Annotated in this window: 39 protein-coding genes; 14 read left to right on the forward strand and 25 right to left on the reverse strand. The window is 45.0% G+C overall.

Annotation, left to right across the window (positions count from 1 at the left end):
* From AC0IYG_RS13480 to AC0IYG_RS13490, 3 genes are all read left to right on the forward strand, one after another.
* A partial coding sequence (locus AC0IYG_RS13480) for a TonB-dependent receptor domain-containing protein (protein ID WP_471711580.1) occupies positions 1–2405 on the forward strand: 2405 nt, incomplete at its 5' end.
* A gap of 13 nt (positions 2406–2418) precedes the next feature.
* Entirely contained in the window at positions 2419–3861 is a 1443-nt protein-coding gene (locus AC0IYG_RS13485; RefSeq protein WP_471711581.1) for a SusD/RagB family nutrient-binding outer membrane lipoprotein, read from the forward strand.
* 96 nt (positions 3862–3957) lie between these two features.
* Positions 3958–4170 carry a hypothetical protein gene (locus AC0IYG_RS13490; RefSeq protein ID WP_471711582.1) on the forward strand — a complete coding sequence of 71 codons (213 nt, stop codon included), beginning with the start codon at positions 3958–3960 and terminating at the stop codon, positions 4168–4170.
* A 739-nt stretch (positions 4171–4909) separates the two neighbouring features.
* Here the strand turns inward: AC0IYG_RS13490 and AC0IYG_RS13495 are convergent.
* Genes AC0IYG_RS13495 through AC0IYG_RS13505 form a run of 3 tightly spaced genes read right to left on the reverse strand, consistent with a single transcriptional unit; the run spans position 4910 to position 6341 of the window.
* Positions 4910–5515: an EamA family transporter gene (locus tag AC0IYG_RS13495; protein ID WP_471711583.1), complete on the reverse strand. Its 606-nt coding sequence runs from the start codon at positions 5513–5515 to the stop codon at positions 4910–4912.
* Positions 5508–5858 carry an EamA family transporter gene (locus AC0IYG_RS13500; protein WP_471711584.1) on the reverse strand — a complete coding sequence of 117 codons (351 nt, stop codon included), beginning with the start codon at positions 5856–5858 and terminating at the stop codon, positions 5508–5510. Before AC0IYG_RS13500 ends, AC0IYG_RS13495 begins: the two co-directional genes overlap by 8 nt.
* 6 nt (positions 5859–5864) lie before the next feature.
* Positions 5865–6341 carry an Lrp/AsnC family transcriptional regulator gene (locus AC0IYG_RS13505; protein ID WP_471711585.1) on the reverse strand — a complete coding sequence of 159 codons (477 nt, stop codon included), beginning with the start codon at positions 6339–6341 and terminating at the stop codon, positions 5865–5867.
* 265 nt (positions 6342–6606) lie between these two features.
* On the opposite strand from AC0IYG_RS13505, the gene AC0IYG_RS13510 reads away from it, so the two are divergent.
* From AC0IYG_RS13510 to AC0IYG_RS13535, 6 genes are read left to right on the forward strand one after another with little or no spacing between them, the layout of a single operon-like run.
* On the forward strand, positions 6607–7005 hold the full coding sequence (locus AC0IYG_RS13510; RefSeq protein WP_471711586.1) for a UbiA family prenyltransferase: 399 nt from the start codon (positions 6607–6609) through the stop codon (positions 7003–7005).
* A 35-nt stretch (positions 7006–7040) separates the two neighbouring features.
* A complete protein-coding gene (locus tag AC0IYG_RS13515) occupies positions 7041–7502 on the forward strand; it encodes a hypothetical protein (protein ID WP_471711587.1) in 462 nt (153 codons plus the stop codon).
* On the forward strand, positions 7480–8565 hold the full coding sequence (locus tag AC0IYG_RS13520; protein WP_471711588.1) for a type III polyketide synthase: 1086 nt from the start codon (positions 7480–7482) through the stop codon (positions 8563–8565). Before AC0IYG_RS13515 ends, AC0IYG_RS13520 begins: the two co-directional genes overlap by 23 nt.
* The gene (locus AC0IYG_RS13525; protein WP_471711589.1) at positions 8558–9253 is read left to right on the forward strand and encodes a methyltransferase domain-containing protein; all 696 of its coding nucleotides are present in this window, start codon (positions 8558–8560) and stop codon (positions 9251–9253) included. Before AC0IYG_RS13520 ends, AC0IYG_RS13525 begins: the two co-directional genes overlap by 8 nt.
* Positions 9237–10073, forward strand: coding sequence for an NAD(P)/FAD-dependent oxidoreductase (locus tag AC0IYG_RS13530; RefSeq protein WP_471711590.1), 837 nt, complete (start codon positions 9237–9239; stop codon positions 10071–10073). Before AC0IYG_RS13525 ends, AC0IYG_RS13530 begins: the two co-directional genes overlap by 17 nt.
* Before the next feature lie 41 nt (positions 10074–10114).
* Positions 10115–10375 carry a hypothetical protein gene (locus tag AC0IYG_RS13535; protein WP_471711591.1) on the forward strand — a complete coding sequence of 87 codons (261 nt, stop codon included), beginning with the start codon at positions 10115–10117 and terminating at the stop codon, positions 10373–10375.
* A 30-nt stretch (positions 10376–10405) separates the two neighbouring features.
* Here AC0IYG_RS13535 and AC0IYG_RS13540 read toward each other — a convergent pair whose 3' ends face one another.
* From AC0IYG_RS13540 to AC0IYG_RS13565, 6 genes are all read right to left on the reverse strand, one after another.
* Entirely contained in the window at positions 10406–10879 is a 474-nt protein-coding gene (locus AC0IYG_RS13540) for a sterol desaturase family protein (RefSeq protein ID WP_471711592.1), read from the reverse strand.
* 38 nt (positions 10880–10917) lie between these two features.
* Positions 10918–11205, reverse strand: coding sequence for an NUDIX hydrolase (locus AC0IYG_RS13545; protein ID WP_471711593.1), 288 nt, complete (start codon positions 11203–11205; stop codon positions 10918–10920).
* Entirely contained in the window at positions 11168–11440 is a 273-nt protein-coding gene (locus tag AC0IYG_RS13550; RefSeq protein WP_471711594.1) for an NUDIX hydrolase, read from the reverse strand. Before AC0IYG_RS13550 ends, AC0IYG_RS13545 begins: the two co-directional genes overlap by 38 nt.
* Before the next feature lie 64 nt (positions 11441–11504).
* Positions 11505–12341: a phytoene/squalene synthase family protein gene (locus AC0IYG_RS13555; RefSeq protein WP_471711595.1), complete on the reverse strand. Its 837-nt coding sequence runs from the start codon at positions 12339–12341 to the stop codon at positions 11505–11507.
* A gap of 3 nt (positions 12342–12344) precedes the next feature.
* The gene (locus AC0IYG_RS13560) at positions 12345–13847 is read right to left on the reverse strand and encodes a phytoene desaturase family protein (protein WP_471711596.1); all 1503 of its coding nucleotides are present in this window, start codon (positions 13845–13847) and stop codon (positions 12345–12347) included.
* Positions 13840–14736: a MerR family transcriptional regulator gene (locus AC0IYG_RS13565; RefSeq protein WP_471711597.1), complete on the reverse strand. Its 897-nt coding sequence runs from the start codon at positions 14734–14736 to the stop codon at positions 13840–13842. The genes AC0IYG_RS13560 and AC0IYG_RS13565 overlap by 8 nt, the downstream gene beginning before the upstream one ends.
* 129 nt (positions 14737–14865) lie before the next feature.
* On the opposite strand from AC0IYG_RS13565, the gene AC0IYG_RS13570 reads away from it, so the two are divergent.
* Positions 14866–15684: an XRE family transcriptional regulator gene (locus tag AC0IYG_RS13570; RefSeq protein ID WP_471711598.1), complete on the forward strand. Its 819-nt coding sequence runs from the start codon at positions 14866–14868 to the stop codon at positions 15682–15684.
* 154 nt (positions 15685–15838) lie between these two features.
* On the opposite strand, the gene AC0IYG_RS13575 is transcribed toward AC0IYG_RS13570, so the two are convergent.
* The 13 genes from AC0IYG_RS13575 to AC0IYG_RS13635 all read right to left on the reverse strand — a co-directional run bounded on the left by AC0IYG_RS13575 (position 15839) and on the right by AC0IYG_RS13635 (position 21015).
* Positions 15839–16138: a T9SS type A sorting domain-containing protein gene (locus AC0IYG_RS13575; RefSeq protein ID WP_471711599.1), complete on the reverse strand. Its 300-nt coding sequence runs from the start codon at positions 16136–16138 to the stop codon at positions 15839–15841.
* Positions 16139–16367: 229 nt separating this feature from the next.
* Positions 16368–16862, reverse strand: a complete 495-nt coding sequence (locus AC0IYG_RS13580; protein ID WP_471711600.1) for a hypothetical protein — start codon at positions 16860–16862, stop codon at positions 16368–16370.
* Positions 16846–17139: a hypothetical protein gene (locus AC0IYG_RS13585; RefSeq protein ID WP_471711601.1), complete on the reverse strand. Its 294-nt coding sequence runs from the start codon at positions 17137–17139 to the stop codon at positions 16846–16848. The genes AC0IYG_RS13580 and AC0IYG_RS13585 overlap by 17 nt, the downstream gene beginning before the upstream one ends.
* Positions 17105–17344: a hypothetical protein gene (locus AC0IYG_RS13590; protein WP_471711602.1), complete on the reverse strand. Its 240-nt coding sequence runs from the start codon at positions 17342–17344 to the stop codon at positions 17105–17107. Before AC0IYG_RS13590 ends, AC0IYG_RS13585 begins: the two co-directional genes overlap by 35 nt.
* Before the next feature lie 8 nt (positions 17345–17352).
* The gene (locus tag AC0IYG_RS13595) at positions 17353–17634 is read right to left on the reverse strand and encodes a hypothetical protein (RefSeq protein WP_471711603.1); all 282 of its coding nucleotides are present in this window, start codon (positions 17632–17634) and stop codon (positions 17353–17355) included.
* Positions 17609–18004: a hypothetical protein gene (locus tag AC0IYG_RS13600; RefSeq protein WP_471711604.1), complete on the reverse strand. Its 396-nt coding sequence runs from the start codon at positions 18002–18004 to the stop codon at positions 17609–17611. The genes AC0IYG_RS13595 and AC0IYG_RS13600 overlap by 26 nt, the downstream gene beginning before the upstream one ends.
* A 17-nt stretch (positions 18005–18021) precedes the next feature.
* Positions 18022–18174: a hypothetical protein gene (locus AC0IYG_RS13605; RefSeq protein ID WP_471711605.1), complete on the reverse strand. Its 153-nt coding sequence runs from the start codon at positions 18172–18174 to the stop codon at positions 18022–18024.
* A gap of 277 nt (positions 18175–18451) precedes the next feature.
* A complete protein-coding gene (locus AC0IYG_RS13610) occupies positions 18452–18676 on the reverse strand; it encodes a hypothetical protein (RefSeq protein ID WP_471711606.1) in 225 nt (74 codons plus the stop codon).
* Between the two features lie 213 nt (positions 18677–18889).
* Positions 18890–19168: a hypothetical protein gene (locus AC0IYG_RS13615; protein ID WP_471711607.1), complete on the reverse strand. Its 279-nt coding sequence runs from the start codon at positions 19166–19168 to the stop codon at positions 18890–18892.
* A gap of 452 nt (positions 19169–19620) precedes the next feature.
* Positions 19621–19992, reverse strand: coding sequence for a M4 family metallopeptidase (locus AC0IYG_RS13620; protein WP_471711608.1), 372 nt, complete (start codon positions 19990–19992; stop codon positions 19621–19623).
* A gap of 31 nt (positions 19993–20023) precedes the next feature.
* Positions 20024–20272: a hypothetical protein gene (locus AC0IYG_RS13625; RefSeq protein ID WP_471711609.1), complete on the reverse strand. Its 249-nt coding sequence runs from the start codon at positions 20270–20272 to the stop codon at positions 20024–20026.
* An 8-nt stretch (positions 20273–20280) separates the two neighbouring features.
* Complete coding sequence (locus tag AC0IYG_RS13630) at positions 20281–20514, reverse strand: hypothetical protein (protein ID WP_471711610.1); 234 nt, start codon at positions 20512–20514, stop codon at positions 20281–20283.
* A gap of 318 nt (positions 20515–20832) precedes the next feature.
* A complete protein-coding gene (locus AC0IYG_RS13635; RefSeq protein WP_471711611.1) occupies positions 20833–21015 on the reverse strand; it encodes a hypothetical protein in 183 nt (60 codons plus the stop codon).
* 12 nt (positions 21016–21027) lie between these two features.
* Here AC0IYG_RS13635 and AC0IYG_RS13640 point away from each other — a divergent pair, with 12 nt between their 5' ends.
* From AC0IYG_RS13640 to AC0IYG_RS13655, 4 genes are all read left to right on the forward strand, one after another.
* Positions 21028–22164 carry a hypothetical protein gene (locus tag AC0IYG_RS13640; RefSeq protein WP_471711612.1) on the forward strand — a complete coding sequence of 379 codons (1137 nt, stop codon included), beginning with the start codon at positions 21028–21030 and terminating at the stop codon, positions 22162–22164.
* Between the two features lie 420 nt (positions 22165–22584).
* The gene (locus tag AC0IYG_RS13645) at positions 22585–23073 is read left to right on the forward strand and encodes a hypothetical protein (protein WP_471711613.1); all 489 of its coding nucleotides are present in this window, start codon (positions 22585–22587) and stop codon (positions 23071–23073) included.
* Positions 23070–23216, forward strand: a complete 147-nt coding sequence (locus AC0IYG_RS13650; RefSeq protein ID WP_471711614.1) for a T9SS type A sorting domain-containing protein — start codon at positions 23070–23072, stop codon at positions 23214–23216. Before AC0IYG_RS13645 ends, AC0IYG_RS13650 begins: the two co-directional genes overlap by 4 nt.
* A gap of 18 nt (positions 23217–23234) precedes the next feature.
* Positions 23235–24371: an FAD-dependent monooxygenase gene (locus tag AC0IYG_RS13655; RefSeq protein WP_471711615.1), complete on the forward strand. Its 1137-nt coding sequence runs from the start codon at positions 23235–23237 to the stop codon at positions 24369–24371.
* Between the two features lie 80 nt (positions 24372–24451).
* On the opposite strand, the gene AC0IYG_RS13660 is transcribed toward AC0IYG_RS13655, so the two are convergent.
* From AC0IYG_RS13660 to AC0IYG_RS13670, 3 genes are read right to left on the reverse strand one after another with little or no spacing between them, the layout of a single operon-like run.
* Entirely contained in the window at positions 24452–25447 is a 996-nt protein-coding gene (locus AC0IYG_RS13660; protein WP_471711616.1) for a glycosyltransferase, read from the reverse strand.
* Positions 25431–25604, reverse strand: coding sequence for a hypothetical protein (locus AC0IYG_RS13665; protein WP_471711617.1), 174 nt, complete (start codon positions 25602–25604; stop codon positions 25431–25433). Before AC0IYG_RS13665 ends, AC0IYG_RS13660 begins: the two co-directional genes overlap by 17 nt.
* 4 nt (positions 25605–25608) lie before the next feature.
* Positions 25609–26319 carry a hypothetical protein gene (locus tag AC0IYG_RS13670; protein WP_471711618.1) on the reverse strand — a complete coding sequence of 237 codons (711 nt, stop codon included), beginning with the start codon at positions 26317–26319 and terminating at the stop codon, positions 25609–25611.
* Position 26320: the final 1 nt, after the last annotated feature.

Raw genomic sequence — 26320 nt, forward strand, 5'->3', positions numbered from 1 at the left:
CATTGCTTGTTTTGCCTGATTACCAAAACGTTTACGGCCAGGGAACAGGCGGTGCGTTTTCTTATGTAAACGGAAAAGGCGGCGGAATTAATGACGCAACGGACGAAAGCTGGGGCCCGAAAATGGACGGCAGGCTGATTCCACAGTTCTTCTCAAACGGCGAACCTGCTCCATTTGTGGCACATCCGGACAATGTTAAAAACTTCTTCGAAACGGGTCACACCAGAACAACAGGCGTATCGGTTTCTGGCTCGAATGAAAAGATCGATTACCGCTTTTCTTTCAATAACAGCAAGCAAACGGGGGTTATTCCAAACACGGATATTTCCAAAAATTCATTCGGCGTGAACACAACATTCCGTCTGAATGATAAGCTTACATTGACAACGAGCGCCAATTTTGCACGTAATGCTTCCGACAATTTGCCGGGAACATCGGGCAGGGGATCGAGCGTAATGCTTCAATTTCTTTGGTTCGGACGTCAGGTTGACACGGAGTTGCTGAAAGATTATAACAAAGGCGGTTTTGACTACAACTGGAACCACAGCTATTACAGCAATCCTTATTTGCTTCAATACGAAAATACTGCTCAGCAACGTCGTGACCGCTTTTTCGGGAATGTCAATCTGAATTACAAAATCACAGACTGGCTAACGGCAACGGTCCGCACCGGAAATGATTATTACAATGATAAGCGCAAATTCAAAGTTGCTTACGGCACCAACGGAACGCCTTTCGGCTCTTACACGGAGGATAGCTACATTGTGAATGAGAACAATACGGACTTTAACCTTAATTTCCACAGAAACGTCAGCACTGATTTTGAGCTTGACTGGCTTGTGGGCGGTAACCTGCGCAGCAACTTCAACGAACAGAATTTGCAGCAGGCTCCTAAGTTGGCGGTGGCGGGTTTGTACACGCTTAATAACTCGCGTGATCCGCTGGTTTCTTCCAATGTGCTGCGTAAACAGAAGGTTTACAGTGCATTCAGTTCCGCACAATTGGGTTTCAGGAATTATGCTTTCCTTAACCTTACAGCCAGAAATGACTGGTCTTCAACGCTGCCGACTGGAAATAATTCCTATTTCTACCCATCGATCAATGCGAGTCTGGTGCTTACTGATGCATTCAATATTAAAAGTAATGTGCTGACTTACGTTAAGTTACGCGGAGGCTGGGCGGAAGTGGGAAAAGACACGGATCCTTATCAGCTGATCAACACTTATCCATTTAACCAGCCATTTGGCAGCAATCCATTATTGACCGTTTCTGATGTTCTGCTGAATTCGGATTTGAAACCGGAAATTACAAAATCGACAGAGATCGGTGCGGATATTGCTTTGTTTAAAAATCGGGTGCGATTGGATGTGAGTTATTATAACACAGACAGTTATAACCAGATCCTGAAAGCGGACGTGAGTCCTTCAACAGGTTATAAGCAAAAGCTTTTGAACGCAGGACACATTAATAACAAAGGTTTTGAGGCAATGCTGAATGTGAAAGCGCTTGAAACGAACTCAGGTTTCAGATGGGACGTAGGCGTCAATTTCTCACGGAACAGGAGCAAGGTAATTGCTCTGGATGACGAAGGATTTTTGAACGATTACAAGCTGGGAACCAATGGGGTAACGGTTTATGCGAGCAAAGGATTGGGTTACGGCGCATTGTTTGGATCGGCATATGCCCGCAACGAAGGAGGCGAAATGATCATCGGTTCAACCGGGATTCCTTCAAGAGATCCGAACCTGAAAGTTTTGGGACATTACACGCCAAAATGGATCGGCGGGATCACCAACTCATTCTCACTTAAAGGCTTTAATCTGAGCGTTTTAATTGATACAAAGCAAGGCGGATCAATTTATTCTGCAACAAACGCAACGGGGCGTTACACAGGTGTGCTGGCTTCAACATTGCCAGGCCGTGATGCTGAACATGGCGGGTTAACTTACTATTATCCAGGCAATAACAAGTCAGGCGTTGCGGTGCAGATCGACAATCCGGGTGCAGCTCCTTCGGGCGCCGTGGTTTATGAAGACGGCATCATTGCGCCGGGCGTAACAGCGGACGGCAAGCCAAATACGACCATTGTTTCCGCAGAGCGTTATTACAAAGGCGTTTACAGCAACAGTGCAGGCATTAACGAAGCGAGCGTTTTTGATGCATCTTTTATCAAGTTGCGTGAGGTTAAGCTGGGTTACACGGTTCCACAATCATTTGTTTCTAAATACAAATTGCAAAGTCTGATCTTCTCTGTTTATGGCAGAAATCTGGCTTTCCTGCAAAAGAAAGCGGATAACATTGATCCGGAGACTGCGTTCAGCACGGCGAATACAGGACAAGGATTGGAGTCATTGCAGCTGCCGACGACCAGTTCTTACGGATTTAACATTTTGATCGGATTTTAATTGAACAGTAATCATGAATAAAAATATAGTAGTAAAAGGAATTGCAATTGCTTCATTAACAGCGTTTCTGGCGAGTTGCCAGGACAAATTGGAGGAAATAAACGAAAACCCGAACGAAGCGATCAGCGCGCAACCGGAATATCTTCTGGCCAACTCGATCAAGTCCAACGCGGACGTGATTCTGGGTTCGGACGCTTCGATGGAAACGACGACATTGTTCGTGCAGCATTGGGCCAAAATCCAATATACAGACGTTGACAAATACACGGTGAGCATTGCAAACATTCAGAATGTCTGGACGAACATGTATTCGCAAGGACTGACGGATTATGCGGCGATCATTAAAATCGGTGAAGAAACCGGCAATGTGAATTACCAAGCCGTCGGATTGATCCTGAAATCGTGGTCGTTCCAGATCCTGACTGACTTGTATGGCGACATTCCTTACAGCGAAGCCGTCAAGATCGAGCAGACATTAACACCAAAATATGACGCCCAAAAAGACGTGTATCTGGGTCTTTTGAACGACCTGAAAAAGGCATCTGAGCTCATTAATACAACAGGCAGTCCGATTGCGGGAGATGTTGTTTACAATGGTAATCTCACCAAATGGAAGAAATTCGCGAATTCACTGCGCCTGAGAATTGCGTTGCGCATCGCCGACAAAGATCCGCAAACTGCGAAAGCTGTGATTGCTGAACTGGCAGCTGATAAAACCCAGCTGATCGCTTCCAATGACGACATTGCACAACTCGTTTATCAGGCATCGCCCAATCAAAATCCGGTTGCCCGCGACCGTGAAACACGTGATGATTACCGCGTTAGCAAGTCTGTAATTGACAAATTGCAAGAATTGAAAGATCCGCGTCTGGCCGTTTTTGCAAATAAAACAGTGGATGCAACGCCAACGGGTTACATTGGTGTAACAAACGGATTACCAGCAGATTCTGCGTCTAAACTTGGTTTTACAAAAACTTCAAAGCTGGGAGATTACTTCACTGCGCCGACTTCGCCAGCCGTTTTCCTGAGCTATTCGGAAGTGTTATTTAACCTGGCAGAGGCAGCGCAAAGAGGTTTTATAACCGAAAAGCCCGCAGATTTATACAAAGCCGCGATCACAGCTTCATTGCAGCAATTTAAAGTAAACAGCGCCGACATTACGTCTTACCTGGCACAGCCTGCGGTCGCTTACAGTCCGACCAATTTCAAAAAATCTATTGGTGAGCAGAAGTGGCTGGCCTTGTTTGGTCAGGGACTGGAAGCCTACACAGAATGGAGAAGGCTGGATTATCCGCAGCTGAAACCGGCATATGCAGGTGTATTAAGCGGAAAAATTCCTTCAAGACTGCTTTATCCAACAGGCGAACAAGCATTGAATGGCGCTAATTACAGAGCCGCCGTAGCCGCCCAAGGTGAAGATAAGCTGACAACAAAATTGTGGTTTGACGCTTTTTGAAAAAGCCGCTAAACTTTTAGAACGAACACATTAGCCATATAAAAACAACATCAACATGAGCAAACTCTTTTTTCTAAGATCATTTACCGGAACGCTGTGAGTCTGCACAAGATCACATCCATTGTAGAATCCGTCAAAGGCGCCAAGATCAAGCACCTTAACTTCATCAGCAAAGGGCGGCAATTCGTTGGTGTGATCGCGTTCGAAGCATCCCAGCTGATCGACTTCCAGCACATCCTGAACCTAATGAAAGGCAACCGGGACATCTCGGAAGTGGAGGAAATTACAGATAAGAGTTTGTGTTTTTGAGAGTTTTGGTTGATGCTGTTTCGTATTCTTTGATGTTGAATGAAAATGGCAAAAGCACGTCAAAAGAAAATGCCAGCGGCATGTAATATTGGTAGCAAAGCAACGATACATGAAAATCGAAAGTCCCGTAGGGACGCGATATCGGCAGGAAAAAGATCGGCTTGAAAGTCCCGGAAGGACGTAATATCGGTAAGAAAAAGAATGTCGGTTTGTAAAGTTAAATTCCCAGCGGGACGTAATATCGGTAGAAAAAAGAATGTCGGTTTGTAAAGTTATAAGTCCCAGCGGGACGTAATATCGGTAGAAAAAACAGCGCTTTAAGACGTTGAAAGTCCCGGAGGGACGCAACAGGAATCGGAATGCTAATCATTCACGCTGTTACGTCCCTCCCGGACTTTTTGTTTCTTACGTGGTCGCGATTGTTACCAATATTTCGTCCCGCTGGGACTTGCGATGTTCGGGTTTGCGATTGTTACCAATATTGCGTCCCGCTGGGACTTTGCTATCATCACGTTACGTTTGCATTCTTACCAATATTGCGTCCCGCAGGGACTTGCGATGTTCGCGTTTGCATTGTTACCGATATTTCGTCCCGCTGGGACTCGCGATGTTCCCTTGTTACCAATATTTCGTTATTTTGAAACTTGCGATCTTTATGTTCACATTTGCATCGCTACCAAAATTGCGTCCCGCTGCGACTTTGCATTTGATATCGCGGCGCCCGGAATAATCAGACAAATCAATACGCCGAAGCCACCTCTTTCGGCTTCCGATATTTGTGCAGGTTAATGAGCAATACGCTGCCTAAAATGATGACCAGACCGATGATTTGCAACATTGAAATGGACTCTTTGGCAAAAAATATCCCTAGAAGCACTGCAACAACCGGATTGACATAGGCATAAGTGCTGACTTTGGTGGCGGGCTGCACTTTGAGCAGCCATACATAGGCGCTGAAAGCGGCTATCGAACCGAAAATAATGAGGTAAATAACTGCAAGCCAGGCTTCTGTGGGAATAGTTCCAAGATTCAGACTATCGAATTCGCCAGATAAAATGCTTCCTGGAAGAAATGCGATTCCGGCTGCCAGCATTTGCCAGGTGGAATTGACGGTTGCAGAATCAGAGCCGGATTTGTATTTGGAATATAAAGAGCCTCCTGCCCAGGCCATTGACCCGAAAACAACCAGCGCCATGGCGAAAAGATCTCTTGAACTATTAATCGAGGACATGGATGCCATGATCTTTTCACTAAACAAAAGGACTACGCCAGCAAAACCGATCAGCAAACCCACAATCGTCGATTTGTTGCTCAGATTTTCTGACCATTTCGGTTTGTCAATCAAGATAAACCAAAGCGGTGCGGATGAAATCGATAATCGCGACCATTGCGCTCGGCAGAAACTGTTCTACCCAGATCACAATGCCGTTTCCAACGAAAAGGAGCAGTAATCCGGTGATGGCGGCGGGTTTAATGGCTTTTGCCGAAAACACATTTTCACCTTGAAAAAGGCTCCATCCGAGCATGAGCAAGCCGGCAATGGTAAAGCGGAAAGTGCCCAGAAAAAATGGTGGAAAGCCTTCCAATGCGCGCTGAATGAAGAAATACGTGGAACCCCAAACAATGTAAACGGTGGCGAAAGCCAACACAGCCATGAGGGTCGACGGAGCTTTACTTTGTGCTTGCATGATCTTTTATTTTTCAGGTATGACTAATTGTTGTTCTTCTTTAACCGTTTCCAAGACAATGGTCGTCCGGGTGGAAAGGATATTGGGGATTTTGCTGAAAGTGTTGCGCATCAGGTCCATCAGCGAGGCCGAGTCCGCCGTCCGCACCTTAACCAGATAGCAGTCTTCACCCGCAATGTGATGCACTTCCTGGACTTCCGAAATTTTGGCCAGTTCCTTGGCGACATTGTTGCTGCCCATGCCTTCCGAAGATTTCATGGATATAAAAGCGAGCAATTTTTGGTTCACTGCAGCTGGGTTAATGCGCGCCGTATATTGCAGGATCACTTGCTTCTGTTCCAGCTTCTTAACCCGTTCGAGCACCGCCGAAGGAGCCATTTCCAGCTCGCGCGCAATGTCCGCATTCGTAATCCGAGCATTGCCTTGCATCAGCCGAAGAATGCTGTGGTCTATTTTATCAAGAATTATTTCCGTTCCGTTCATAGTTCTGTAAATATATATTTTTTCAGAATTATATTCATTTGTAGCTTATTTTATTTGTTTATTATTCAGTGAACGGTTGGCTTGGGCTTGCGGATTGTTCACCTAATGTGACGCGAAGGCGCTAATCTCATGCATTATCTTTGTGTAATCTTACAAAGGTCCCTAAATGCTGTTTGAAAAGGATTTGAAAAATATTTGCAAATAGCGGACAGTCATGCAGTGCCGAAATCATTTCTGAGAACCGATTCTCTTCTTAAATTGAGCCATGCGCATCAATGGTGATACAATCCGGCTCCTCAGAATTCCTTTCTCGTTTTTCTTATTGCCGTTGTTCCTGTTCGCTTATAGTCAGGCAGATGCGGTCGTGCACCATCAGGCGCTTCTTGCATTTCTGATCATTCATTTCCTCATTTACCCGGCAAGCAATGGTTACAACAGTTACGTGGACCGGGATGAGGGCAGCATCGGCGGACTAGAAAAGCCGCCTATGCCGACATCAGAGCTATTTTATCTGACGGTTTTTTTAGACGTTACGGCAATCGTTTTATCACTTGCTTTCGTAAATACTTTGTTTGCGGCTTGCCTGGTTCTTTACATTGCTGCGTCGCGGGCTTACAGTTCACGGCAGATCAGGCTCAAAAATATCCCGTCATTGGTTTTCTGACTGTTGTCACCTTTCAGGGCGCTTTTACGTATTATATGTCAATAGCCGGCATTTCAGGAAAGGCGCTGGCTATGACGCAGGAAAATCTATACGTGCTTCTGGGGTGCTCGTTTCAGATTGCCGGTGCCTATCCGCTGACGCAGGTTTATCAGCATCAGCAGGATTTGAAAGACGGGGTGCAGACATTAAGTTACAAATTGGGCTATAAGGGCACTTTTTTGTTCACAGCAATGATGTTTTTGCTGTGCAACGTGTTTTATTATCTGTATTTTACGTCGAAAGGACTTGGAATGGTTTTTTATATCATACAAGTATTCTTCCTGCCAATTGTGGTTTATTTCGGTTACTGGTTTAGCCTGGTTTTGAGAGAGGATGGCGCGGCAAATTTCAGAAACACCATGCGGATGAACTGGATTGCAGCAATTTGCATGAACAGTTGTTTCCTAGTTTTTAATTATTATCAACAGAATTCCATTGAGTTACATATCCGCTATTGAAACAGCCGTTCCCGAAAATCGCTATTCGCAGGAGTCGCTGACCAATTTTTATATCAAATCGACAGACGACCTCACCAATAAAAGAAAGATCAAGATTGTAGCCAGCAAAACAGGCATTGAACACCGTTATTCGGTCATTTCTGACTTTGACAAAGAACCGGAGGACTTTACCTTTTTTAACAAAACTGCAACCTTACTTCCCGAGCCCAGCCTGACGCAACGCATGCGGCTTTACCAGCAGCACGCAACACAGCTTTCCAGAAAGGCCATAGAAAAAATCAAGGATTTTGACCAGGTTAAAAAAAGCCTGACCCATTTGATAACCGTAACCTGCACGGGGCTTTTTGCGCCTGGTCTGGATGTGGAATTAATGCGTGAATTTGACCTGAATCCTTACATTCAGCGCAGCAGCGTGAATTTTATGGGATGCAATGCGGCCATCATTGCTTTGAAAAATGCGGATGCCATTTGCCGGAGCCAGCCTAATGCGAAGGTCCTAATCGTATGCACCGAACTTTGTACAATACATTTCCAGAAACAATATAATGACGATTATCTGCTGTCCAACCTGCTTTTTGGCGATGGATCTGCGGCGGTTTTAGTTACGTCGGAAGCGACGGATACTTACACGCATAAGGTTGAGATTGATGCATTTAACTCGCTGATTATGCACAACGGCTATTCCGATATGGCGTGGCAGCTCTCGGAAACGGGTTTTATCATGAACTTGTCTTCCTACGTGCCCGATCTCATCCGAAAAAACATCAAACCCATGCTGACAAAAATTGGCCTTACAGCTGATCAGTTTAAACATTGGGCGGTGCATCCGGGCGGAAAGCGCATTGTGGATGATTTTGCAAATGCGCTGGAACTTGACAAATGTGCGGTCGCGCCGACTTATAATGTGCTCAAAAACTTTGGCAATATGTCTTCGCCAACTGTGCTTTTTGTTTTGAAAGAAGTGATTGAAAAGGCGAAACCTGAAAATGTGGGCAACCGCATTTTTACCGCCGCATTTGGGCCTGGGCTGAGTATTGAGACCATGCAGCTTCGCTATGTTTAAATCCAGAAGCCTGCAAAAAGAGCTTTTGGACCAGGACAATATTCCTGAAAAGGATTTGTTTCAAAATCTGCGGGAACTGGATTTTATCAATCATTGGCTTGGCGGATACGACATTTCGTTCAATGCATTAAAAAAGATCATTAAGAAACGGGAGCATTATACATTAGTGGACATTGGCTGCGGGGGAGGGGATACGCTCAAACGCATCAGTAAATGGAATGAGCGCGCTGGCTATAATCTGAATCTTTACGGCGTGGACATTAAGCCGGTTTGCATTGCTTATGCTTCCGAAAATCTGCAAGGGAAATCTATACAACTCATTTGTGATGATTATAGGCACATTTTCAGCCATTTGAATCAGGTTGACATTATTCATGCGTGCTTGTTTTGTCATCATCTTAATGAGGAGCAATTGATTGAACTGATCCGTTTTGCGGTTGAAAATCGGTCGGTGCTGGTGATCAATGATCTGGAACGGAACAGGGTGGCTTACTATGCAATCAAATGGCTAACAAATTTTTTTTCCAAATCCTATCTTGTCAAAAACGATGCGCCGTTGTCGGTTTTACGAGGTTTTAAAAGGAAAGAATGGGTGTCAATCATCAAAAAAGCGGGCGCGATCCGCTATTCCGTTCGCAACAAGTGGGCATTCAGGCATGAAGTGATCATCTATGGAAACGCAGGCTAAGTCATACGATTGCGGAATTATCGGCGGCGGGCTTGCCGGTCTGTGCTTGTCCATCCAACTTGCCGACAGGGGCATTTCTGTGGTTTTGTTTGAAAAAAATCAATATCCATTTCACAAGGTCTGTGGGGAATATATCTCGATGGAAAGCTGGGATTTTCTCAGAAGTCTCGGTTTGAAACTGGACCAACTTAACCTTCCTATCATTAACCAGCTCGGAATCAGTTCTGAAAAAGGATTTATGTTAGAGCATCGCCTGCAAATGGGTGGATTTGGCATAAGCCGTTTTACTCTGGATCAGCAGCTGGCCAAAATTGCTGTGCAAAAAGGCGTTAATCTTGTTGAACGATGCAGGGTTAATGGATTGGTTGATAATGGATTGGATGGATTTCAAGTAAAAACCAATCAGGGAGATTTTGATGTAAATGTTGCTTGCGGCGCTTATGGAAAGTACACACCGCAATTTATCGCTGACACAGCTGAGACTGGCATTTCTGACAACGCCCGAAATTTTATCGGTGTTAAATATCACATCAGAACGCAGCTGGCGGCCGATCGCATTGAACTGCACAATTTTAAGGACGGCTACTGCGGAATTTCAAAAGTGGATCAGGACTGTCATTGCCTGTGTTACCTGACGACCGCAAAAAACCTGCAAGATCACGGCAAGGATATTAAACGTATGGAGCAGGAAGTGCTTCATAAAAATCCTTTTTTGAAACATTACTTTCACGATTCAGACTTTGTAAATCCACAGCCGCTGGTGATCAGCAACATTCAATTTTCCCGTAAACAAACACAGACGAAAGGTGTTTTTCTTTAGGAGACGCTGCCGGATCGATTACGCCGCTTTGTGGGAATGGGATGAGCATGGGCATGCGTGCTTCCAAAATGCTGGCTGACGAGCTGATCCGATATTTTGAAAAAAAGCAGTCGAAGCAAATGCTGACTGCTAATTACGAGCGCGCCTGGAACAATGCTTTTCGCACCAGGATCACCGCGGGATATTATTTGCAAGGTTTGTTCGGAAAAAAGAACACGACTGACATTGCATTGAAATTCCTTTCAAAAATGCCAGGGTTAACGGACAAATTAGTATCATTAACCCACGGAAATCCTTTCTAGAAATGTCCTCCAAAGGCTTACTAAGACAAATTATTTAGCCATCGAATTTTTAGCGTCGCGGAAATATTTCAGCGGGACCCACAGCATGCCAAAACATTCGCCCTGATGTTTTCCAAGGTGCTTATGGTGCATTTTGTGCGCTCTGCGAATGGCCTTTAAATAAACGGAATCCGTATTTCTAAACATTCTGAAACGCTGGTGAATGAAAATATCGTGCACCAGAAAATACGTGAATCCATAAAGTGTAATGCCTAATCCGATCCAGAACAAGAAGTTCATTCCATTGTTAAGGCCAAACATGAGACACAAAATGCCGGGTGTTGCGAAAATGGCGAAGAAGTAGTCATTCTTTTCAAAAAAATCACCGTCGTCGCGTTGGTGGTGGTCATGGTGTAAAAACCATAAAAACCCGTGCATCAGATATTTATGTGCAAGCCACGCAACACATTCCATTCCAACGAATGCAGCCAGCGTGATTAATGTATTAGTTATCCAGGGACTCATAATATGTAAAAGCTTGCGCCATCCACGTCAGCAGATGGTCATTGTTTTGGTTTGATTTTGTCAGCAACTTCGGCGAAGCAAATTTTGAACCATTCTGTGTAGCGCTCCGGATTATTTTGCATATCCACCTTAATGTCAGCGGGTTTCATGTATTTGTAATCGTTTGCTTCTGCCACATCAATGTTAGGCTCCGCATCAGAAATTCCCCAAAATACATGGTCCAGCTCGTTCTCAGTCAGACCATTTTCCAGATTTACACGATATTGAAATGTAAATAAAAACTGCAAATCAGCCTTCATGCCCATTTCTTCTTCTAAACGCCTCACAGCGCCATGATGCGCGGATTCGGCTGGGAGCGGATGACTGCCAGCAAGTGTTTGACCACAAACCTTCGGAGTGATATTTGCCAAATGCTCTTTGCTGCAAAAGCATTTCGCCTTGTGAATTATAAATAAAAACTGAGAATGCGCGATGCAAAACGCCTTTCTGATGCGCTTCAAGCTTCGGCATCAAGCCGATCTCTTTATCATCTTCATTCACCAGCACAACTTGATCAGTCATAAAATTAGATTTTGGGTTCAATGGCTCTTATTTACACAGCCCTCTTTTGGCTAACAAAAAAACGTTACAAAAGGTCGAACTGATGCCTTACCAATGAACGAAACATTAAACCAACTTTGTCATAATCGGGAATCCGAATGCGCGCATTCATCACTTTTTCAGGCGGCGTTTCCTTGATCCGCAGAAAAAGCTTTTTGTAATAATAATAAGCCAGATAAACGCCCCGCCGCGAACCACTCGGCAAGCGCTTAATACCGATCAATGCCTGTTCAAAATCATCCTCAATCTCTTGCTGGATGGTTTCCTTTTCCTTTGAAGAGAAATGATCAAAATTCACACCCGGAAAATAGGTCCGGCCCAGATCCATGTAATCCGCTTTCAAATCACGCAGGAAATTAACCTTCTGAAATGCAGATCCGAGCTTCATGGCATAAGGTTTCAGTTCGCTGAACAGCTTCTGATCGCCTTCTGTAAACACACGAAGACACATTAGTCCGACCACTTCCGCAGAGCCCAGAATGTATTCGCTGTACGAGTCCGGATTGTATTCTTTTTTGGCAAGATCCATTTCCATACTTTTCAAAAACGTGTCAATCAGCTCCCATTCAATGTTGTAAGTGCGCACAACATGCTGAAAACTATTCAGGATCGGGTTAATGCTGATGCCGTCGCGAATGGCCTCCACTGTGTCCTGACGGATCTTGTCCATCATAAATTCCTTGTTATAATCATGGAAGCTGTCCACGATTTCATCGGCAAGCCTTACAAAGCCATAAATTCCGTAAATAGGCGCATGAAACTTCCCTTTCAGAAAGTAGATCCCAAGCGAAAATGATGTGCTGTATAGTTGGGTTGTGGTTTTGCTGCAATTTGCAGATAGGTTGTCGTATAAGCTTTTCATGACTTATCTGTTTAGGAATTTTATGAGTTCTGTGGCTGCTATCCGCCCTGAAATAATGGACGGCGGCACACCGGGGCCCGGAACCGTCAGCTGACCAGCATAAAAAAGGTTGTTAACCTTCTTACTTTTCATTTTTGGCTTAAAAATGGCAGTTTGCATGAGCGTGTTGGCCAGGCCATACGCATTTCCCTTGTAGGCGTTGTAGTCGCAAACGAAATCTGAAACTGAATAACTTTTCTTATAGACCACGTGGCTTCTGATGTCTTCTCCGGCAAATTTTTCCAGCCTATCCATAATTACGTTGAAATAGGTCTCGCGGATGTTTTCAGGGTCGTCCAGATCAATGGCAATGGGCATTAAAATGAACAGATTTTCACTGCCTTCCGGCGCAACGGAAGGATCAGTTTTCGAAGGACAACAAACGTAAAAGAGCGGTTTTGTAGGCCATTTTTTATCCTTATAGATCTCAACCGCATGCTGATCAAAATTCTCGTCGAAAAATAAATTGTGGTGACGAAGCCGGCTGATCTTTTTATTGACTCCCAAATAAAACAGCAGACTGGACGGAGCGAAAGTCCTGCTATCCCAATAACTTTCGTCGTAAGAGCGGTGTTCTTTGGCAAGCAGTTCTGCTTCAATGTGATGATAATCAGCGCTTCCAATGACTGCATCCGTCCGGAAATTTCCATTAGTAGTGTGTACATGACGGATCTTGCCATCCGTGATTTCAAGCTTGTCCACATTCTGAGCCGTAAGCACATTCACGCCCGCGCCCTTTGCAATGTCCCGGAACGCATCCGCTACTCTTCCGAAACCGCCCATGGGGTAAAATGTGCCCTGTTTCAGTCCTGAGAAATTCATGAGGCTGTATAATGCCGGTGTATCCTTTGGCATAGCGCCTAAAAAAAGGACCGGAAATTCGATCAGCGCAAGCAGTCTCGGATCCTTGAAATAGCTTCTGACGTGCTTGTCGAAAGGCGTAAAAACCTGCAATTTCAGCGCATCTTTAAAAAGTTTCAGGCTAAAAAATTCGGTTACTGAATGACCCGGTTTGTAAACCATATCATTCATTCCCACCATATATTTAAACTCTCCCTCTGCAATGAATTTGCGCAGCTTTTCAGCGCTGCCCGTTTCAATACTTTCGAACAGCTCGCAAACACCTTCAAAGTCGGCAGGAATGTCCATTACTTCGTTTTCAAACACTACTGCAAAGCCCGGATCGAGTTTTTTGAGCTCATAAAAGTCGGCTGTGTTTTTACCGAAAAGATTGAAAAAGCTGTCGTAAACGTCCGGCATCCAATACCAGCTTGGCCCCATATCAAACACAAATCCGTCGGCTGCAAACTTTCTGGCACGGCCGCCGGTCTCTATGTTTTTTTCCAGAACGGTAACTTTATTCCCGCTTTCTGCCAGCACAGCCGCTGCCGCCAGTCCGGCAAACCCAGCGCCGATGACTGTTATTTCGTTTGATTTACTTGATTTTGGTATGCTGCGGCTATGCATCGGGTGTGGTAAGGATTTCGGTCAAAGTTTCAATTGAATCTATCAAGTTAATGCCTTTTTTTGTCGCTATCGTTTTTGTTTTCTCATCACCGGACGAAATAAATTTCCTGATTTCAGGGAAGTCTTCTCCCAGGCTTTCCAAGATGCTTTCTGTCTGGCTATCAAACTGATTACGAACAAAAAAGGAGTAAATATGTGTGGGCTTGCACTGGTTAATAACGGCCGATAAATCGCTGTAAGGAACTCGTGATCCAAGATAAACTACGTCTTTTCCAGCTTGCCGGATCAAATAATAGGCAAACAGCAAACCGATTTCGTGGTCTTCCTCTTCATGCAAAAACAGGATCCATTTTTGGTCCGCCTGCGTTTGGAATGGCAGCGCATCAATGGCCGCGAAAAGCTTTTGTCTGATTAGGTTTGATAAAAAGTGTTCCTGAGACGGGATCAGCGCATCCTTTACCCACATTAAACCGGTGCGCACCAAAAGCGGATAGAGGATCTGCGTATAGGTCTTTTTCAGGCCAAGCTGCTTCACCGATCCTGCAAATAGCTCATTAAACGCTGGCACATTATAAGTGGTGATCGCGATCAGCGCCTCATTAATAATGGCATCAATGTAACCGTCCACATGAACCGTGTCATGGATCACTTTATCGATCTCACTGGCAAGTTCCGCTTTCGACAACTTCCCGATATGCGAAATTTTCATTCCGCGATCCAGCAACGTGCAGACATTCAGGAGCTTCTTTACATGGTCGTCGTTATAAAAGCGGATGTTGGTTTCGGTCCTTTCCGGCTCCAAAATCCCATAGCGCTGCTCCCACATGCGTATCGTATGCGCTTTGGTGTTGCTAATCCGCTCTAAGTCTTTGATAGAATACGACGACATTTTGTTTAACTTTTTTCAAAAATACTTAAACAAAATTATTTTAACGATTATTTGTAGGAAAATAAAAATTAGCTGTTACTTTTGATATTATTAATATCATCAGTTTGATTTATTAAATATCATTCGGTTATGGGAAGTCAGGAAATTTTTTGGTCGGTTAATATCAGATATCTGCGTTTGCGCCTCAAATTGAGCCAGGAAGCACTCGCGGAGCGCCTGGGAATCACCAGAGTAAAGCTGAATGCGCACGAGAGCGGACGGACAGCCAATCCGACGATCGACGATCTGATCCACTTTTCTGAATTCTTCAGAATGAGCATTGATAGTTTGCTGAAAGTCGACCTTAGCAAGCTTTCCGAGCAAAAAGTGAAGGACCTGGAACAAGGCAGCGAGCTTTTCATGAAGGGCAACAACATTCGCGTGCTGGCGATCACCGTTGACCGGGAGGAAAAGGAGAACATTGAATATGTTCCTGTGCAGGCAAAAGCAGGTTACCGATCGGGGTACAGCGATCCCGAATTCCTGGCGAGCTTACCACGATTCAGCCTTCCTACGCTTCCCAAAAACGGTACATTCCGCATGTTCCCGACAGTTGGAGATTCCATGCTTCCGGTGCCCGAAGGCAGTGATATCATTACAAGATATGTGCAGGATTGGACAACCATTAAACCGGAAACGCCCTGCATCGTGATCCTGAAAGGAGATCAGGATTTTGTATTCAAGCAAGTGACCATTAATACGGACGGGACAATGCTTTTGCAGTCGTTCAACAAGCAGTATTTTGCTTACACGGTTCCTTTGTCAGAAGTGATTGAGCTTTGGGAATATTATAGTTTCCACAGCAAGGAACTTCCCGAGCCGCAGACAGATATGCAGCAGTTGATGAAGATGTTACAAGAAATGCAGAACGAGATTAAGGAGATCAAAGGCCGCTCGTCTTCCAAATAAAAGGGCACTTGCAAGCGAGTGATTTGCAAGACCCCTGGAATTTTACATTATCACCCAAACAGGGATTAGGTGGTCACAAAAAAAGTAACGTTTTTGTGACCATTATTTTTGTCTAATAGTAAGGCACTTATCCTCCTTCGGTCAGTATCACATTTTACAAATTTGTGAGCCCCTCTCCGCCGGTTAATAGAGTTTTATATAGCGTTATGTGATAACAAAAAAGGCTGTCCCAAGTTTTGAGGGCAGCCTTTTTACTGTTTTTTACAAGGGTTAATCGTCTATCTGCGTTTTTTGCAACGACCAGTTTTTGCGAATAGATTTCCTTTTCCTTTTTCAATCTCAGAATATATAATCCGCTTTCCAGTTGGGAGATATCCAGATCCTCCGGATTCCAAGGCTGTGGCTGCGTAATATTCCTGCCCGTTTTATCGATTACTTCCCAGTAAACCCTCATAACTGACTTGAAGAATGCACACGGATTTTGCCGCTGGCGGGATTGGGGAAGATGATTAATGATCTCCGCTCAACCTCTGGCATGTGAAATGACACCCTTTTGTGAAAGTCTATCGGGTTGCTATTACTATTTTGAGCAAATGAATTGCCAACATTAAGTAAACACAATACGGTAAACAGTGTTTTAAACAATATGTTTTTCATAAATTTAAACTTATTGAGGTTTGTAATCAAAAGTGAATTGGATATATGACCCAACATATCTGCCTGTTATCGTTCCTAGTATTCTGCTTCGTTCCGATCAATGTGTTGCTTATAGAATCGATTTCAATCAGGGTGAATGTGAACGTCGGATCTTCCGCAAAATCGTGCTCATTGTTTACTGCTATAAGCTCAATGTTCACAGTATATGTACCCAGCATTTCATTGAGATCACCGTTGTTTAATGCAAAGGAGATAGGAGCAAAACTGATCGGGTTCGCATCATCTCCAACAGAAGCGTAGTCAACAATGCCATCTGGCCGTGTTACAGTGCATCTGAATTCAAGCGTACCCAGGCTCACTGCACCGTCGTTGTCATCTAAATCCAGCGTGAATCCCAGATTGCCTTTCACTTTGGGATCTGCGGTTTCGTCTTCCGGCTGGGGATCTTCATTGGGTTGCTGTTCGTCGTCGGGGTTATATTCCTTGATTTTTCCCGCATCGTTATCATTGACCCCACTCATGGTTTTGAAATATTTGAATAAGTATGGCGACGAAAAATGCGTTCCGACTGGCGTATTGTTCATTGCAGCGCACATCCCAGGTGTAATCTGTGTCTGAATACAAGTTGGTCAATATCATTTCGGTGTCGAATGTTTCTTTTTCAAAGACCAGCTTGTCTCCTTGAAACAATCTAAAAAGATAACCGTTTGGCGCCCATTGCTTACCCCAGTCAAACTCGACTTTTCGGTAATCAAGCAAGCCATTATCCAGAGTTGGGATGCCACAAGTTTGATTCAACGGGTTGTAACCAATACGAATGATATTCCGAATAAGGCCCAACCATCCATTTCCCCTCTTCATCCATGGCTTTCGCCCGCACCCGCCATTTAAATCCCCCATTAATGTCTTCGGGGAGTTGTTGTGTTCCTTTGATCTGAACCATGGTTTCCATCGTTGATTTATTGCCATTATTAATCACAACATTGTCTTTGGACCAAACCACTTCATACTCTATTGAGCAGTCCCGGTGAACTGACCATCAAAGGAAATCAGTGACAGCATCAAATTTGAAAGAACGGTGAAATTGTCAATCGGAGATACAAGGTTTGGTGCCGGAATCAGCGAATAATCGAGTACAAATGACGAAAAGTACTTTTTGCCAAACTCTATCTCCGTAATAAAAGGAAGTGTGATTTCTCTATACGGCTCAAACGACCAGGTGTAAACTTTGCCATCTGCAACTGCCGGCAATCTCAGGTCCTCATGATCATATAACACCAGTGGCGTTTCCATATCGTCTTTCTTGTCCTGGATCTGGTAACGGTAACCGTCGGCACCGGACTTCTTCCGCTGAAAGCAGAATGTCTTCACCAAATGGCGGAATATGTTGTCCGTTGGCAGGCCCGGGAGGAACCTTCAATGGAGTTTCAGGCAGTGTCGTTTTAAATGATATGATGTCTGTCCATGGTCCAAAAGCGTCTGTATCCAAAAGTCCTGTTGTTTGAAACTTCTTGGAGCCCTTGTCCCAGGTCACGCCTTCTTCCGAACCGAGCTTATGCATTGCGACGACTTGCCAGCTGTACTGGCGATCCTGCGCCAAAGCAAGTTCTTTCACTTCGGTAGCATCTGTTGTTGCTTCCAGCAGAGAGTCTTGTTCTGGCACTATGCCGGTTTGATCGGTCACCCGCAAAATATATCCGGCAGCGCCGGCGTTGTTCCCATTCGAAATATGTTGCCCCATGCAGTCACTTCATCATATTCGAGCGGACTCAAAGCCGAAGAAATGATCGGAGCGGTGGTAACTTCCAGGGTTGGGCTCCAATTGCCCAACATTTTCTCTAAATCACGGCATTTCAGTTCTTCGCCAATCTGGCTAATGCAACCTGATCCGTACGCACTGTAAAGCCGGCTGCGAACAAAATATTTCTTTGCACCCTTCTAGATAAAATTTGGCGGTGCTTGTTTGTCGGCCAGGATCTTTCTCAGTCAATGTAAGGCAGCAGGGTTTCGGACGTGTGCTGAAATGCGCGATATACCGGAGCGTCGGCATCCTTAAACGTGGAGCTTTCTGAAACTTCGAAGAGTCGATCTCCTTCTTTGCCCACATAAGTCACATTGGCCCGGAATTGCGCGTCCCAGGGTTTGCCCTTTGTTTTACTTCATTGCCGTTTTCATCAATGGCCCACAAACCCGGCGGGTTTTCACCATATCGCCCCAGAACGCAGTCAAGTGCATCCCGGCACGTTTTCCAGGTCGACGATGATTCTTTATAACCGTTGCTAGCCACTGAGGACAGAACAGCAAGCGCCATTGCACCAAAAGTGGGTTCGGACAAGAACTTGGTCAGAAGCTTCGAACATCTGATACTTTTCGGCAAGGCCCGGATCGAGTTTAAGGATGAACTTGGTAAGTCCCATCTCGTTTGTAAAACCGTTCACCGGATCGGACCCATTGCTTATTAAATGATAAAATTGCGTCCAGACGCCCGCTTTTTGTTGCGGAGTAGCAGAGGACCAACCTTGTCCGTTGAAAAATTTCAACTGGCCTTTCAATGTCGGATCTGAAAAGCTGCGTCATCGATCCCGAGCCTCCGAACACGTCGGACCCAATTCGTCCAAACGGCATTGAGATTATTTGCTACACGAAATTCATTATTTACTTCTAACCCAAAAATATCCGACAATGCTATTTGGATTGCAATGCCATCGCTGTTCTCGACAAAAGAAGGGTCCCTACCAAATTGATAGATCCCTTGAAAGAATGTACCCGCAATCTGATCCAGGCTCAATGCCTTTTCATTAACATTGAAATTGAGCTGTGTTTTCATTTTTTCTCAAAACCAGGCTGAAAATCGTTCGTTGGCGAGCCCAGGACATGTGTTGATTTTAACCAACCCGTTGCCATCAAGACCTGTGATCCTTGAGCACATTTTTGAAGTGAGATTTGGCCTGAGTGATACAAGCATGCACCGTTGTGCCAGATTTCGACAGCGCTACATCGTTGTCAAATGTGTACGATGTGCATCTGGGTCGTCGGTGTCGATGAAGTCGCCATGGCCTTCGGGGTTGTATATTCTTGTCGTTATTTCCGGAGTGCTTGCACAATCAACGAGGGTGCTGATCTTCGTGCTATTCTTTGCAGACTTCCGCCGTGCTGAAACGGACATTGGCCTTCATCATTCCGTTATGCCACGTAATGAGCGCTTTATCTTTTCCCGCAAGACAATCCGCGTTATAAATCGGTAAGTCGTCGCCTATTCCTACTGCCTGCCAAGCCCTTCTAACAGTTATGGTCTTCTATGGATCCAATCGGAAAGCCCATTTGATGCACGGTCTTAAGCGTCTTTTTGCGCATACCCTTGAAATCCGAGAATGTTGAAAGTTTTGGCAATGTTTCCCACAAGATCTGGATAGCCTTTTCTACGCCGAGACCGGGGAAATTATATGAAATTCCGTTGTCGTTGGTTTTAAATCCACCTGAACCCTCTGCGATCAGATAGTAACAATGATAGACAATGCTGCTGTTGGGATACGGCTTATATTTTGCGCTGCAAGTGTTCACATAGTTCTCGCCGAAATAAGTGTCGGCTGAGCCAAAAGTTTTAGGATCCTTTAAGTTAGCTTGGGTAGTCACAAATATGCCGTCTCCCATTTTCCAATTGTATACTGGGCCGCCTTCAATCTTATTTCTTCAGGTAACAAGCCATTGCAGTGGATATGCCTTCATTAATGCTCAGGAATTCGGAGCAGCTTTCGGCGCTTGGGTCATCATAATCCGCGGGCAATCCATATTTATGCTTACCAACCGCCACGGCCATTAAAAATCCAAGCACATCAATCCGAACAGGCGATTTCCCCGAAATGGACTTGCCAATATGCAAGACTTGATTAGAGTTAACAAAGCCAGCCGACGATATCAAGGTTTCCACCATTTCAACTTTTATTGGTACAGCCCCTGTTCCATCGTAACCGATCCAATTAAATCGATCCCGGATATTTTCAGTAGTTCCTGAAATCCCCACAATGTGCTTATCCCGTCTTCACTCGTAAACAGCGGATTGTCGCTTTCAAACTTGTTAGTGTTTTTGTTGAATACAAAGTGACTGGCATTGTTATTCGCATCACGTGCAACGATCTCAATAGGCGGCAAACCTCCTTCGGTCAGGCTTCCCAATCGCAACTGCTTCTTTGTCCCGCGGGATCGGTGGAGTAGGCCAGCGTTCGAAATGGTTTGGAATCATTATATACCGTTAAGCCTGTCTGATTCACGTTTTTGACATTGTAAATAGGCTGGCCATGTAGTTTTATGCTGACGAGCGCCAGGTGAGACTTGTGCAATCACAAAGCATTGTTGCCAGTTTTTTCTGTAGAGGTGTTTCATCAATTGATTTGGTTTGTGATAAAATTATATGGGCAGCAAATAGCAGGATCATTTGAACCCACTCACAGTCCAATGTGCAACCGGCAGGGATTACTTTTCCTTCGGTCAAAATCACATTTTTTGCTTGCTGCAAATCAAGGAAGCTTCGTGAATTACGCCCACCGTAAACACTTTCCTTAAAATAATCGGCACCGACCACTCACTCATCGGATTGTTGTCAGTCCTCGTTTTTTGCAGAACCTTATGCCACGAAACGCCAAAAACACATTGCCTTATCGCTATGGTCTCACGCAAAACATTTAGAAAATGATGAAACAAAGAACTTTACATTTAGACGTGCAGCGCAAAGGCGCATTGCGTAAAGAGATTATCAAGGTTACCATTACAATGCTCCTCCTATGGTGCAGCCAAAGTCTCTTCGCCCAAAGCGTGGGCGTGAACACAAACAACCCTGACCCCAGCGCCTCACTGGAAGTCGCCGGAACGAATAAAGGCTTACTAATTCCCCGAATCTCTTTACAATCGCTCACGGATAATGCAACAATCCCAAATCCAGCGACGGCATTGCTTATCTATAATACGAATGCGGGGTTGGGAAAAGCTGGGTTTTACTACAATTCAGGAACGCCCGGCAATCCTACATGGAGCATCATGGGTGCAGGGTCGGCTGCTTTGACATTGCCTTTCTCACAAATAGGAACGAACAGCGGTCCTTTGTTCCTTATAAACAACAATGACCTAAATGCTTCATCCGTAGCCATAAGTGGAATTGCTGTAAATGCAATCGGGATTAGAGGCGCTACGGCAAGTGGCACTGGCGTCGTTGGAAACGCAAGCTCGAATGGGAGGGGCGTTCTTGCATCCGCACCAAACGTTAGCGGGACAGCTTTGGAAGTGAACGGCAGGTTGCAAATCCACGGGCCGGGTCAGACGATTGGAGCAGGAAATGTGCTCATGTCAGATGCGAATGGTTATGCAACTTGGCAGAATTTAGCTAGTTCGGTTGCTTTCGCCGCTAGTGGGGTCAAGGGTGGAGGGAGTGAAAAGTTGCCAGCAGGGCTATTTAAAGTTCCCTTTGCATCAGAAGAATATGATTTGGGAGATAATTTTACGGACGCTAATTCTATAAATTATAGCACGTTCATGACACCGTTAGACGGCATTTATCAATTTAGTATATCACTTCAATTTAACACCTCGAATGAAAGCATGTCACCAGAAATGAGATTAATAAGAATTCGAAATGGTGTAACTGTTGAAATCGCCAGATGCTCGCAGTTTTTTGATATGAGCTCCAACGGTCAGCTATTTCTGACTCGGGAATGCATGGGGGCAGTTGGAGACCAGTTTTTTGTGCAGGTATATAACGGAAATCCAGGCGTGAATTTATTCGTCCAGCCTATCGGTTGCTATTTCACTGGACGTCTAGTCGTAAGACAGTAGTATCGAAAGGGGTTGATTTTCAGGTAATTTTGGAAAATAGACTAATGATATATAAATACAGATCCCTGTGTTTCTTATTCTGCCTTCTTGCGAGCAGGCAAAGCGAAGCACAACTAAACACATATGACGGAAAGGTGCTGGTGGGAACGGGTGCAACCATATACAGCGATGGACTTGCACTCACACCGGCGGCTGATTTGCTTTTGGAAGATAAGACGTTTACTCGTGTAAATCAGTCAGTAAATGGTAAGCCTTCTAATAGCATTACGCGGCTCTATACCATTGTAACGTCTCTTAATTTCACCGGGAAAGTAGGAATGCGATATGATGTCTCCGAGCTGAATGATAATGATGAGGCCTTGTTGCAATTTTCTTTTGCGAACAGTCAAACAAATTGTCGGTGCCAGCCAACAAGACGCCGTGGATATAAACAATCACCATTTGGAAGAAGATGTTGTGAGCCAGGAACTTTGGGCAATCACAGCAACAACCTCCGGCAGCGTACTACCAGTTAAACTTATAAATTTCACAGTTATGAACATTGAAAAGCTTATACAACTTGTGTGGAAGACTTCTGAGGAAACCAATGCAGATCACTTTATAATCCAGCACAGTGCCGATGGGAGTGAATGGCGCGATGTCGGGAAGGTTATGGCGACTGGGCAAAGCAAGGTTGATAAAAGTTATTCATTCGAACATAACGACCCGGTGAATGGTGAAAATCTCTATCGCCTCAAAATGGTGGACGCAGACGGAACATTTACGTATAGCAGTTTGCGTACCATGATGTTCAAAAGGGCAGAGCGCGCGAAGGTGTACCCGAATCCAGCCGACGGCTGGCTGACGGTTGACCTTGCGGATTGGTATTCATTGAAAAACCTGCAGGTTAATCAGACAATGCGGGTGTGAAAGTAAAAGAGTGGAGTGTGAAGGAGTTGAGAAATATGACAGAAAAACGAATTGGTCTCGAAGAGTTTCCTGCCGGAATTTACATTTTAAGTTTGACGGGAGAAGACGGAACGGTTCAAACTGAGAAGATTATAAAGCATTAATAACCCACAATAATCGAGATGCAAACCAAAGATATCGCAATCATTGGTGGAGGCATCGCTGGCCTGACATTGGCAATTTGTCTTAAAAACACACGTTTCAATTGTCACGTCTTTGAGAAAAAGCCTGTCTTCGAGGAAAGCAATGCTGCGATATGTTTGTTTCCGAATGCATTGCGGGTGTTCAAACAACTCGGCTTCGCAAAAGAAGTGATGGATGCGGGCGGAGAAATCAACAAAATCATTTTAAAAACGGAAAAAGGGGACATCCTCGCCCAAACCGAGCCACGCTATCAGCTTCCTGCCATCTGCGTTCATCGACAAACATTACATTCCATTTTACTAAAAAACGTTGAAGCATCGCTTCATACAGATCATACACTTGCATCATTTGAAAACCTGCCGGACGGCCGTGTTACTTTGCATTTCACCAATGGTTCCAGCAAAACGTTTGATGCGCTGATAGGTGCAGACGGTATTCATTCGGTGGTGAGAGAAGGCATCATCGGCGATGGTGAACCCATATTTCGCGGTTATCATGTCTGGTTTGGAGTCGCTGAAACGAATTTGCAAATCGAAGGGACAAGCGAAACGTATGGGCGTGGTCACCGCGTAGGGATCATTCCAATAAAACATGGCCGGATAGGCTGGTGGGCCACACAAAATGATACGTTTGATGCTAACGAAACAGATGAAGAAGCGAAAGGAAGGCTGCAAAGCATTTTCAGTAACTGGCACGAGCCCATTCCCAAACTGATATCCAGCACAAAGCAACTTTTGAAATCCAACCTTTCAGACCGGATTCCATCAAAAGGGTGGACAAAAGGCAATTGCACCTTGCTCGGAGACGCGGCACATCCGACAACGCCAAGTCTCGGGCAGGGTGGCTGCCTTGCAATTGAAGGTGCGTACGTTTTAGCAGAAGTGATCCGAAAATATGGACCGACAGAAGTTGCCTTTCAACGTTATGAAGCCATTCAATTTCCGCGCGCCAAATCCATTGTTGAATCCAGCTTGAAACTCGGGAAGTTTGGCCAGCTGCAAAGCCACGTGGCCGTTTACTTCCGTAACATTTTTCTGCGTTTAACACCCTCCTCCATCACATTAGACGTCATTGATAAATTCTTTTTATACGACGTAACGGCATTGAATATTTAAGATAACAGCATGTGTTTTGCTTATCCAGCTCAACTGTTTCGCCACGAAACCACCTCAACGGGTGGTTTTTTGGTTTCTCATCAAACCAGTTTCCGGCCTTTCCATTCATATGATGGCCTTTGTGCCGCAAGTCCGAAAAAGCATACATAGAAGGGGTAAATAACTTGCGTGACCGGTATGTAAAAGACAGATTTCGGCTTTTTCAGGAAGTTCAGAACCGAGCCTAGGAACAACCATTCAGGCAGACATTTGGCAGAAAGCAGGCTCAGAAATGTAAACGAATCAAGCATGCCGAGCGCAAAAAGCAGCCCGCTCATGAGCAATGAAAAGTTGCAGGCAAATATGTAAAGCGCCAGGAAAAGCGGGGTTTTGCTTTGATAATGCTTCCATTTGCTAGCCCAACGTTTCCGCTGACGGAAAAACGCCTGCCAGTTGTTGTGCGCTTTCGTCGTAGCAATGGCTCGCGCATCTTTCAAGAAATGGACGCCTTTGGGATATTTTGCCGCGATCTTATGCATTAAAAATTCATCATCCCCCGAGGCAATGTGCCGCACGCCCTCAAAACCGCCGACTTCGATAAAGGCGTTTTTCTCATAAGCGAGGTTTGCGCCATTGCATAACGAAGGATACCCGGCGGCAATTGCACTCGCGCCACTTCCGATCAGGCTCGCGAATTCAACGGTTTGCAAATGATCTGTAACGGATGTTTCTTCTGAAAAAGTGACCGGCGCACTGATCAATTTAGCCTGGGTGGCTGCATAACAAGCGGCTATCGCCTGTAACCAGCCCGATCCCATGCGGCAATCGCCATCCGTAGTCACGATCAGATTTCCTTTTGCGCGGGTGATAGCCGTTTCGATTGCGCGTTTTTTAGGAGAAGTTGTTGCCGTGTCCGGCAATGGAATTAATTGCAGATTCACCTGGGAATGCGCTGCAAAAGCTTGTGCAATGGCAGCAGTGCGGTCAGTGGAGCCGTCGTCCATGATGAGAACTTCGAATTGCTCGTGTGGGAAATGTTGTTGATCCAGATCATTTAATAGAAAACCAATGTTGTCTGCTTCATTCCGTACGGGCACAATGACCGTAATAAAGATCCTTTTTATCAAAGTTAAAATTACCCGCCGGCTTGATCCGGTTCCAGAAAAAAGTGAGTACGAAAGTGAAAACGGAATAACTCAGAATGAGGAACCAGAGTAGAGGCACGAGCCAGGAAAGCAAATAATGTGTTGTCATTGAGTCAGTTGTTGGAGTTTGCGCGTTTTGTCTTACTCCATTTGTATTTCCAGATCAGGAAAATACCGATCAGTATTGGTCCGAGCACATTGAGTATCCAGACCAGAAAAGTGGCCGCAATGATTTCTTCCGGCGGCAAATTGTATTGTTCAAAAACAAGTAAAGCAGTGAATTCCCGCAGTCCCAGATCGCCCAAAACATTGATGGCGGGAATCAGTGTTTTAGCCAAAAAAATCAATGAAACAGCGGAAGCCAGCTCAGAAGGCGCCACGGGAAAATCAAACAGCGACAACGCGAGCACAAATTGACTCAAAAACACGGTATAACGAAGCAATCCATACAATGTGGAAAGCCCGATGTCCCAGCCCGAATAGTTGCCAATGATGCGCAGATAAGCGTGCGCTTTAATGAAAATCGGTTTTTGCGGATGCCAGTCTGTGAGCGGCTTTCGAAACCAGACCACCAAAATTCCACCTATGATCACCGCAGCGATCAATGTATTAATCAGCTGCTTTGTCTGCGCGGCCAGGTCTATTTTATCCTGCAAATGGATCCAGCCCAGCGCTCCGGCAAGAACGGAAACATAAAACTGGATGCCGTTCGAAACAATGGCGGCACCAATCGCTTCCAATCGCCGGATCGAGGACTTCAAATGCAGCCACGCGACCAATGGTGTACGCACCAAGCTGTGCAGGCGCTGCAACGCCGAATGCAAG

The organism is Dyadobacter sp. AC419 (assembly GCF_979253085.1).

What these genes read in the sequence shown, in the direction of transcription:
- AC0IYG_RS13530 (WP_471711590.1), top strand. Translation starts at nt 9,237, where the DNA reads ATGGAAACGCAGGCTAAGTCATACGATTGCGGAATTATCGGCGGCGGG.
- AC0IYG_RS13560 (WP_471711596.1), bottom strand. Translation starts at nt 13,847, where the DNA reads ATGCATAGCCGCAGCATACCAAAATCAAGTAAATCAAACGAAATAACA.
- AC0IYG_RS13605 (WP_471711605.1), bottom strand. Translation starts at nt 18,174, where the DNA reads ATGTTGGGCAATTGGAGCCCAACCCTGGAAGTTACCACCGCTCCGATC.
- AC0IYG_RS13570 (WP_471711598.1), top strand. Translation starts at nt 14,866, where the DNA reads ATGGGAAGTCAGGAAATTTTTTGGTCGGTTAATATCAGATATCTGCGT.
- AC0IYG_RS13485 (WP_471711581.1), top strand. Translation starts at nt 2,419, where the DNA reads ATGAATAAAAATATAGTAGTAAAAGGAATTGCAATTGCTTCATTAACA.
- AC0IYG_RS13550 (WP_471711594.1), bottom strand. Translation starts at nt 11,440, where the DNA reads ATGACTGATCAAGTTGTGCTGGTGAATGAAGATGATAAAGAGATCGGC.
- AC0IYG_RS13640 (WP_471711612.1), top strand. Translation starts at nt 21,028, where the DNA reads ATGATGAAACAAAGAACTTTACATTTAGACGTGCAGCGCAAAGGCGCA.
- AC0IYG_RS13500 (WP_471711584.1), bottom strand. Translation starts at nt 5,858, where the DNA reads ATGCAAGCACAAAGTAAAGCTCCGTCGACCCTCATGGCTGTGTTGGCT.
- AC0IYG_RS13505 (WP_471711585.1), bottom strand. Translation starts at nt 6,341, where the DNA reads ATGAACGGAACGGAAATAATTCTTGATAAAATAGACCACAGCATTCTT.
- AC0IYG_RS13595 (WP_471711603.1), bottom strand. Translation starts at nt 17,634, where the DNA reads ATGGAAACGCCACTGGTGTTATATGATCATGAGGACCTGAGATTGCCG.
- AC0IYG_RS13620 (WP_471711608.1), bottom strand. Translation starts at nt 19,992, where the DNA reads ATGGGAGACGGCATATTTGTGACTACCCAAGCTAACTTAAAGGATCCT.
- AC0IYG_RS13655 (WP_471711615.1), top strand. Translation starts at nt 23,235, where the DNA reads ATGCAAACCAAAGATATCGCAATCATTGGTGGAGGCATCGCTGGCCTG.
- AC0IYG_RS13540 (WP_471711592.1), bottom strand. Translation starts at nt 10,879, where the DNA reads ATGAGTCCCTGGATAACTAATACATTAATCACGCTGGCTGCATTCGTT.
- AC0IYG_RS13535 (WP_471711591.1), top strand. Translation starts at nt 10,115, where the DNA reads ATGAGCATGGGCATGCGTGCTTCCAAAATGCTGGCTGACGAGCTGATC.
- AC0IYG_RS13565 (WP_471711597.1), bottom strand. Translation starts at nt 14,736, where the DNA reads ATGTCGTCGTATTCTATCAAAGACTTAGAGCGGATTAGCAACACCAAA.
- AC0IYG_RS13665 (WP_471711617.1), bottom strand. Translation starts at nt 25,604, where the DNA reads ATGACAACACATTATTTGCTTTCCTGGCTCGTGCCTCTACTCTGGTTC.
- AC0IYG_RS13525 (WP_471711589.1), top strand. Translation starts at nt 8,558, where the DNA reads ATGTTTAAATCCAGAAGCCTGCAAAAAGAGCTTTTGGACCAGGACAAT.
- AC0IYG_RS13615 (WP_471711607.1), bottom strand. Translation starts at nt 19,168, where the DNA reads ATGAAAACACAGCTCAATTTCAATGTTAATGAAAAGGCATTGAGCCTG.
- AC0IYG_RS13580 (WP_471711600.1), bottom strand. Translation starts at nt 16,862, where the DNA reads ATGAGTGGGGTCAATGATAACGATGCGGGAAAAATCAAGGAATATAAC.
- AC0IYG_RS13625 (WP_471711609.1), bottom strand. Translation starts at nt 20,272, where the DNA reads ATGGTGGAAACCTTGATATCGTCGGCTGGCTTTGTTAACTCTAATCAA.
- AC0IYG_RS13515 (WP_471711587.1), top strand. Translation starts at nt 7,041, where the DNA reads ATGTCAATAGCCGGCATTTCAGGAAAGGCGCTGGCTATGACGCAGGAA.
- AC0IYG_RS13555 (WP_471711595.1), bottom strand. Translation starts at nt 12,341, where the DNA reads ATGAAAAGCTTATACGACAACCTATCTGCAAATTGCAGCAAAACCACA.
- AC0IYG_RS13510 (WP_471711586.1), top strand. Translation starts at nt 6,607, where the DNA reads ATGCGCATCAATGGTGATACAATCCGGCTCCTCAGAATTCCTTTCTCG.
- AC0IYG_RS13575 (WP_471711599.1), bottom strand. Translation starts at nt 16,138, where the DNA reads ATGAGGGTTTACTGGGAAGTAATCGATAAAACGGGCAGGAATATTACG.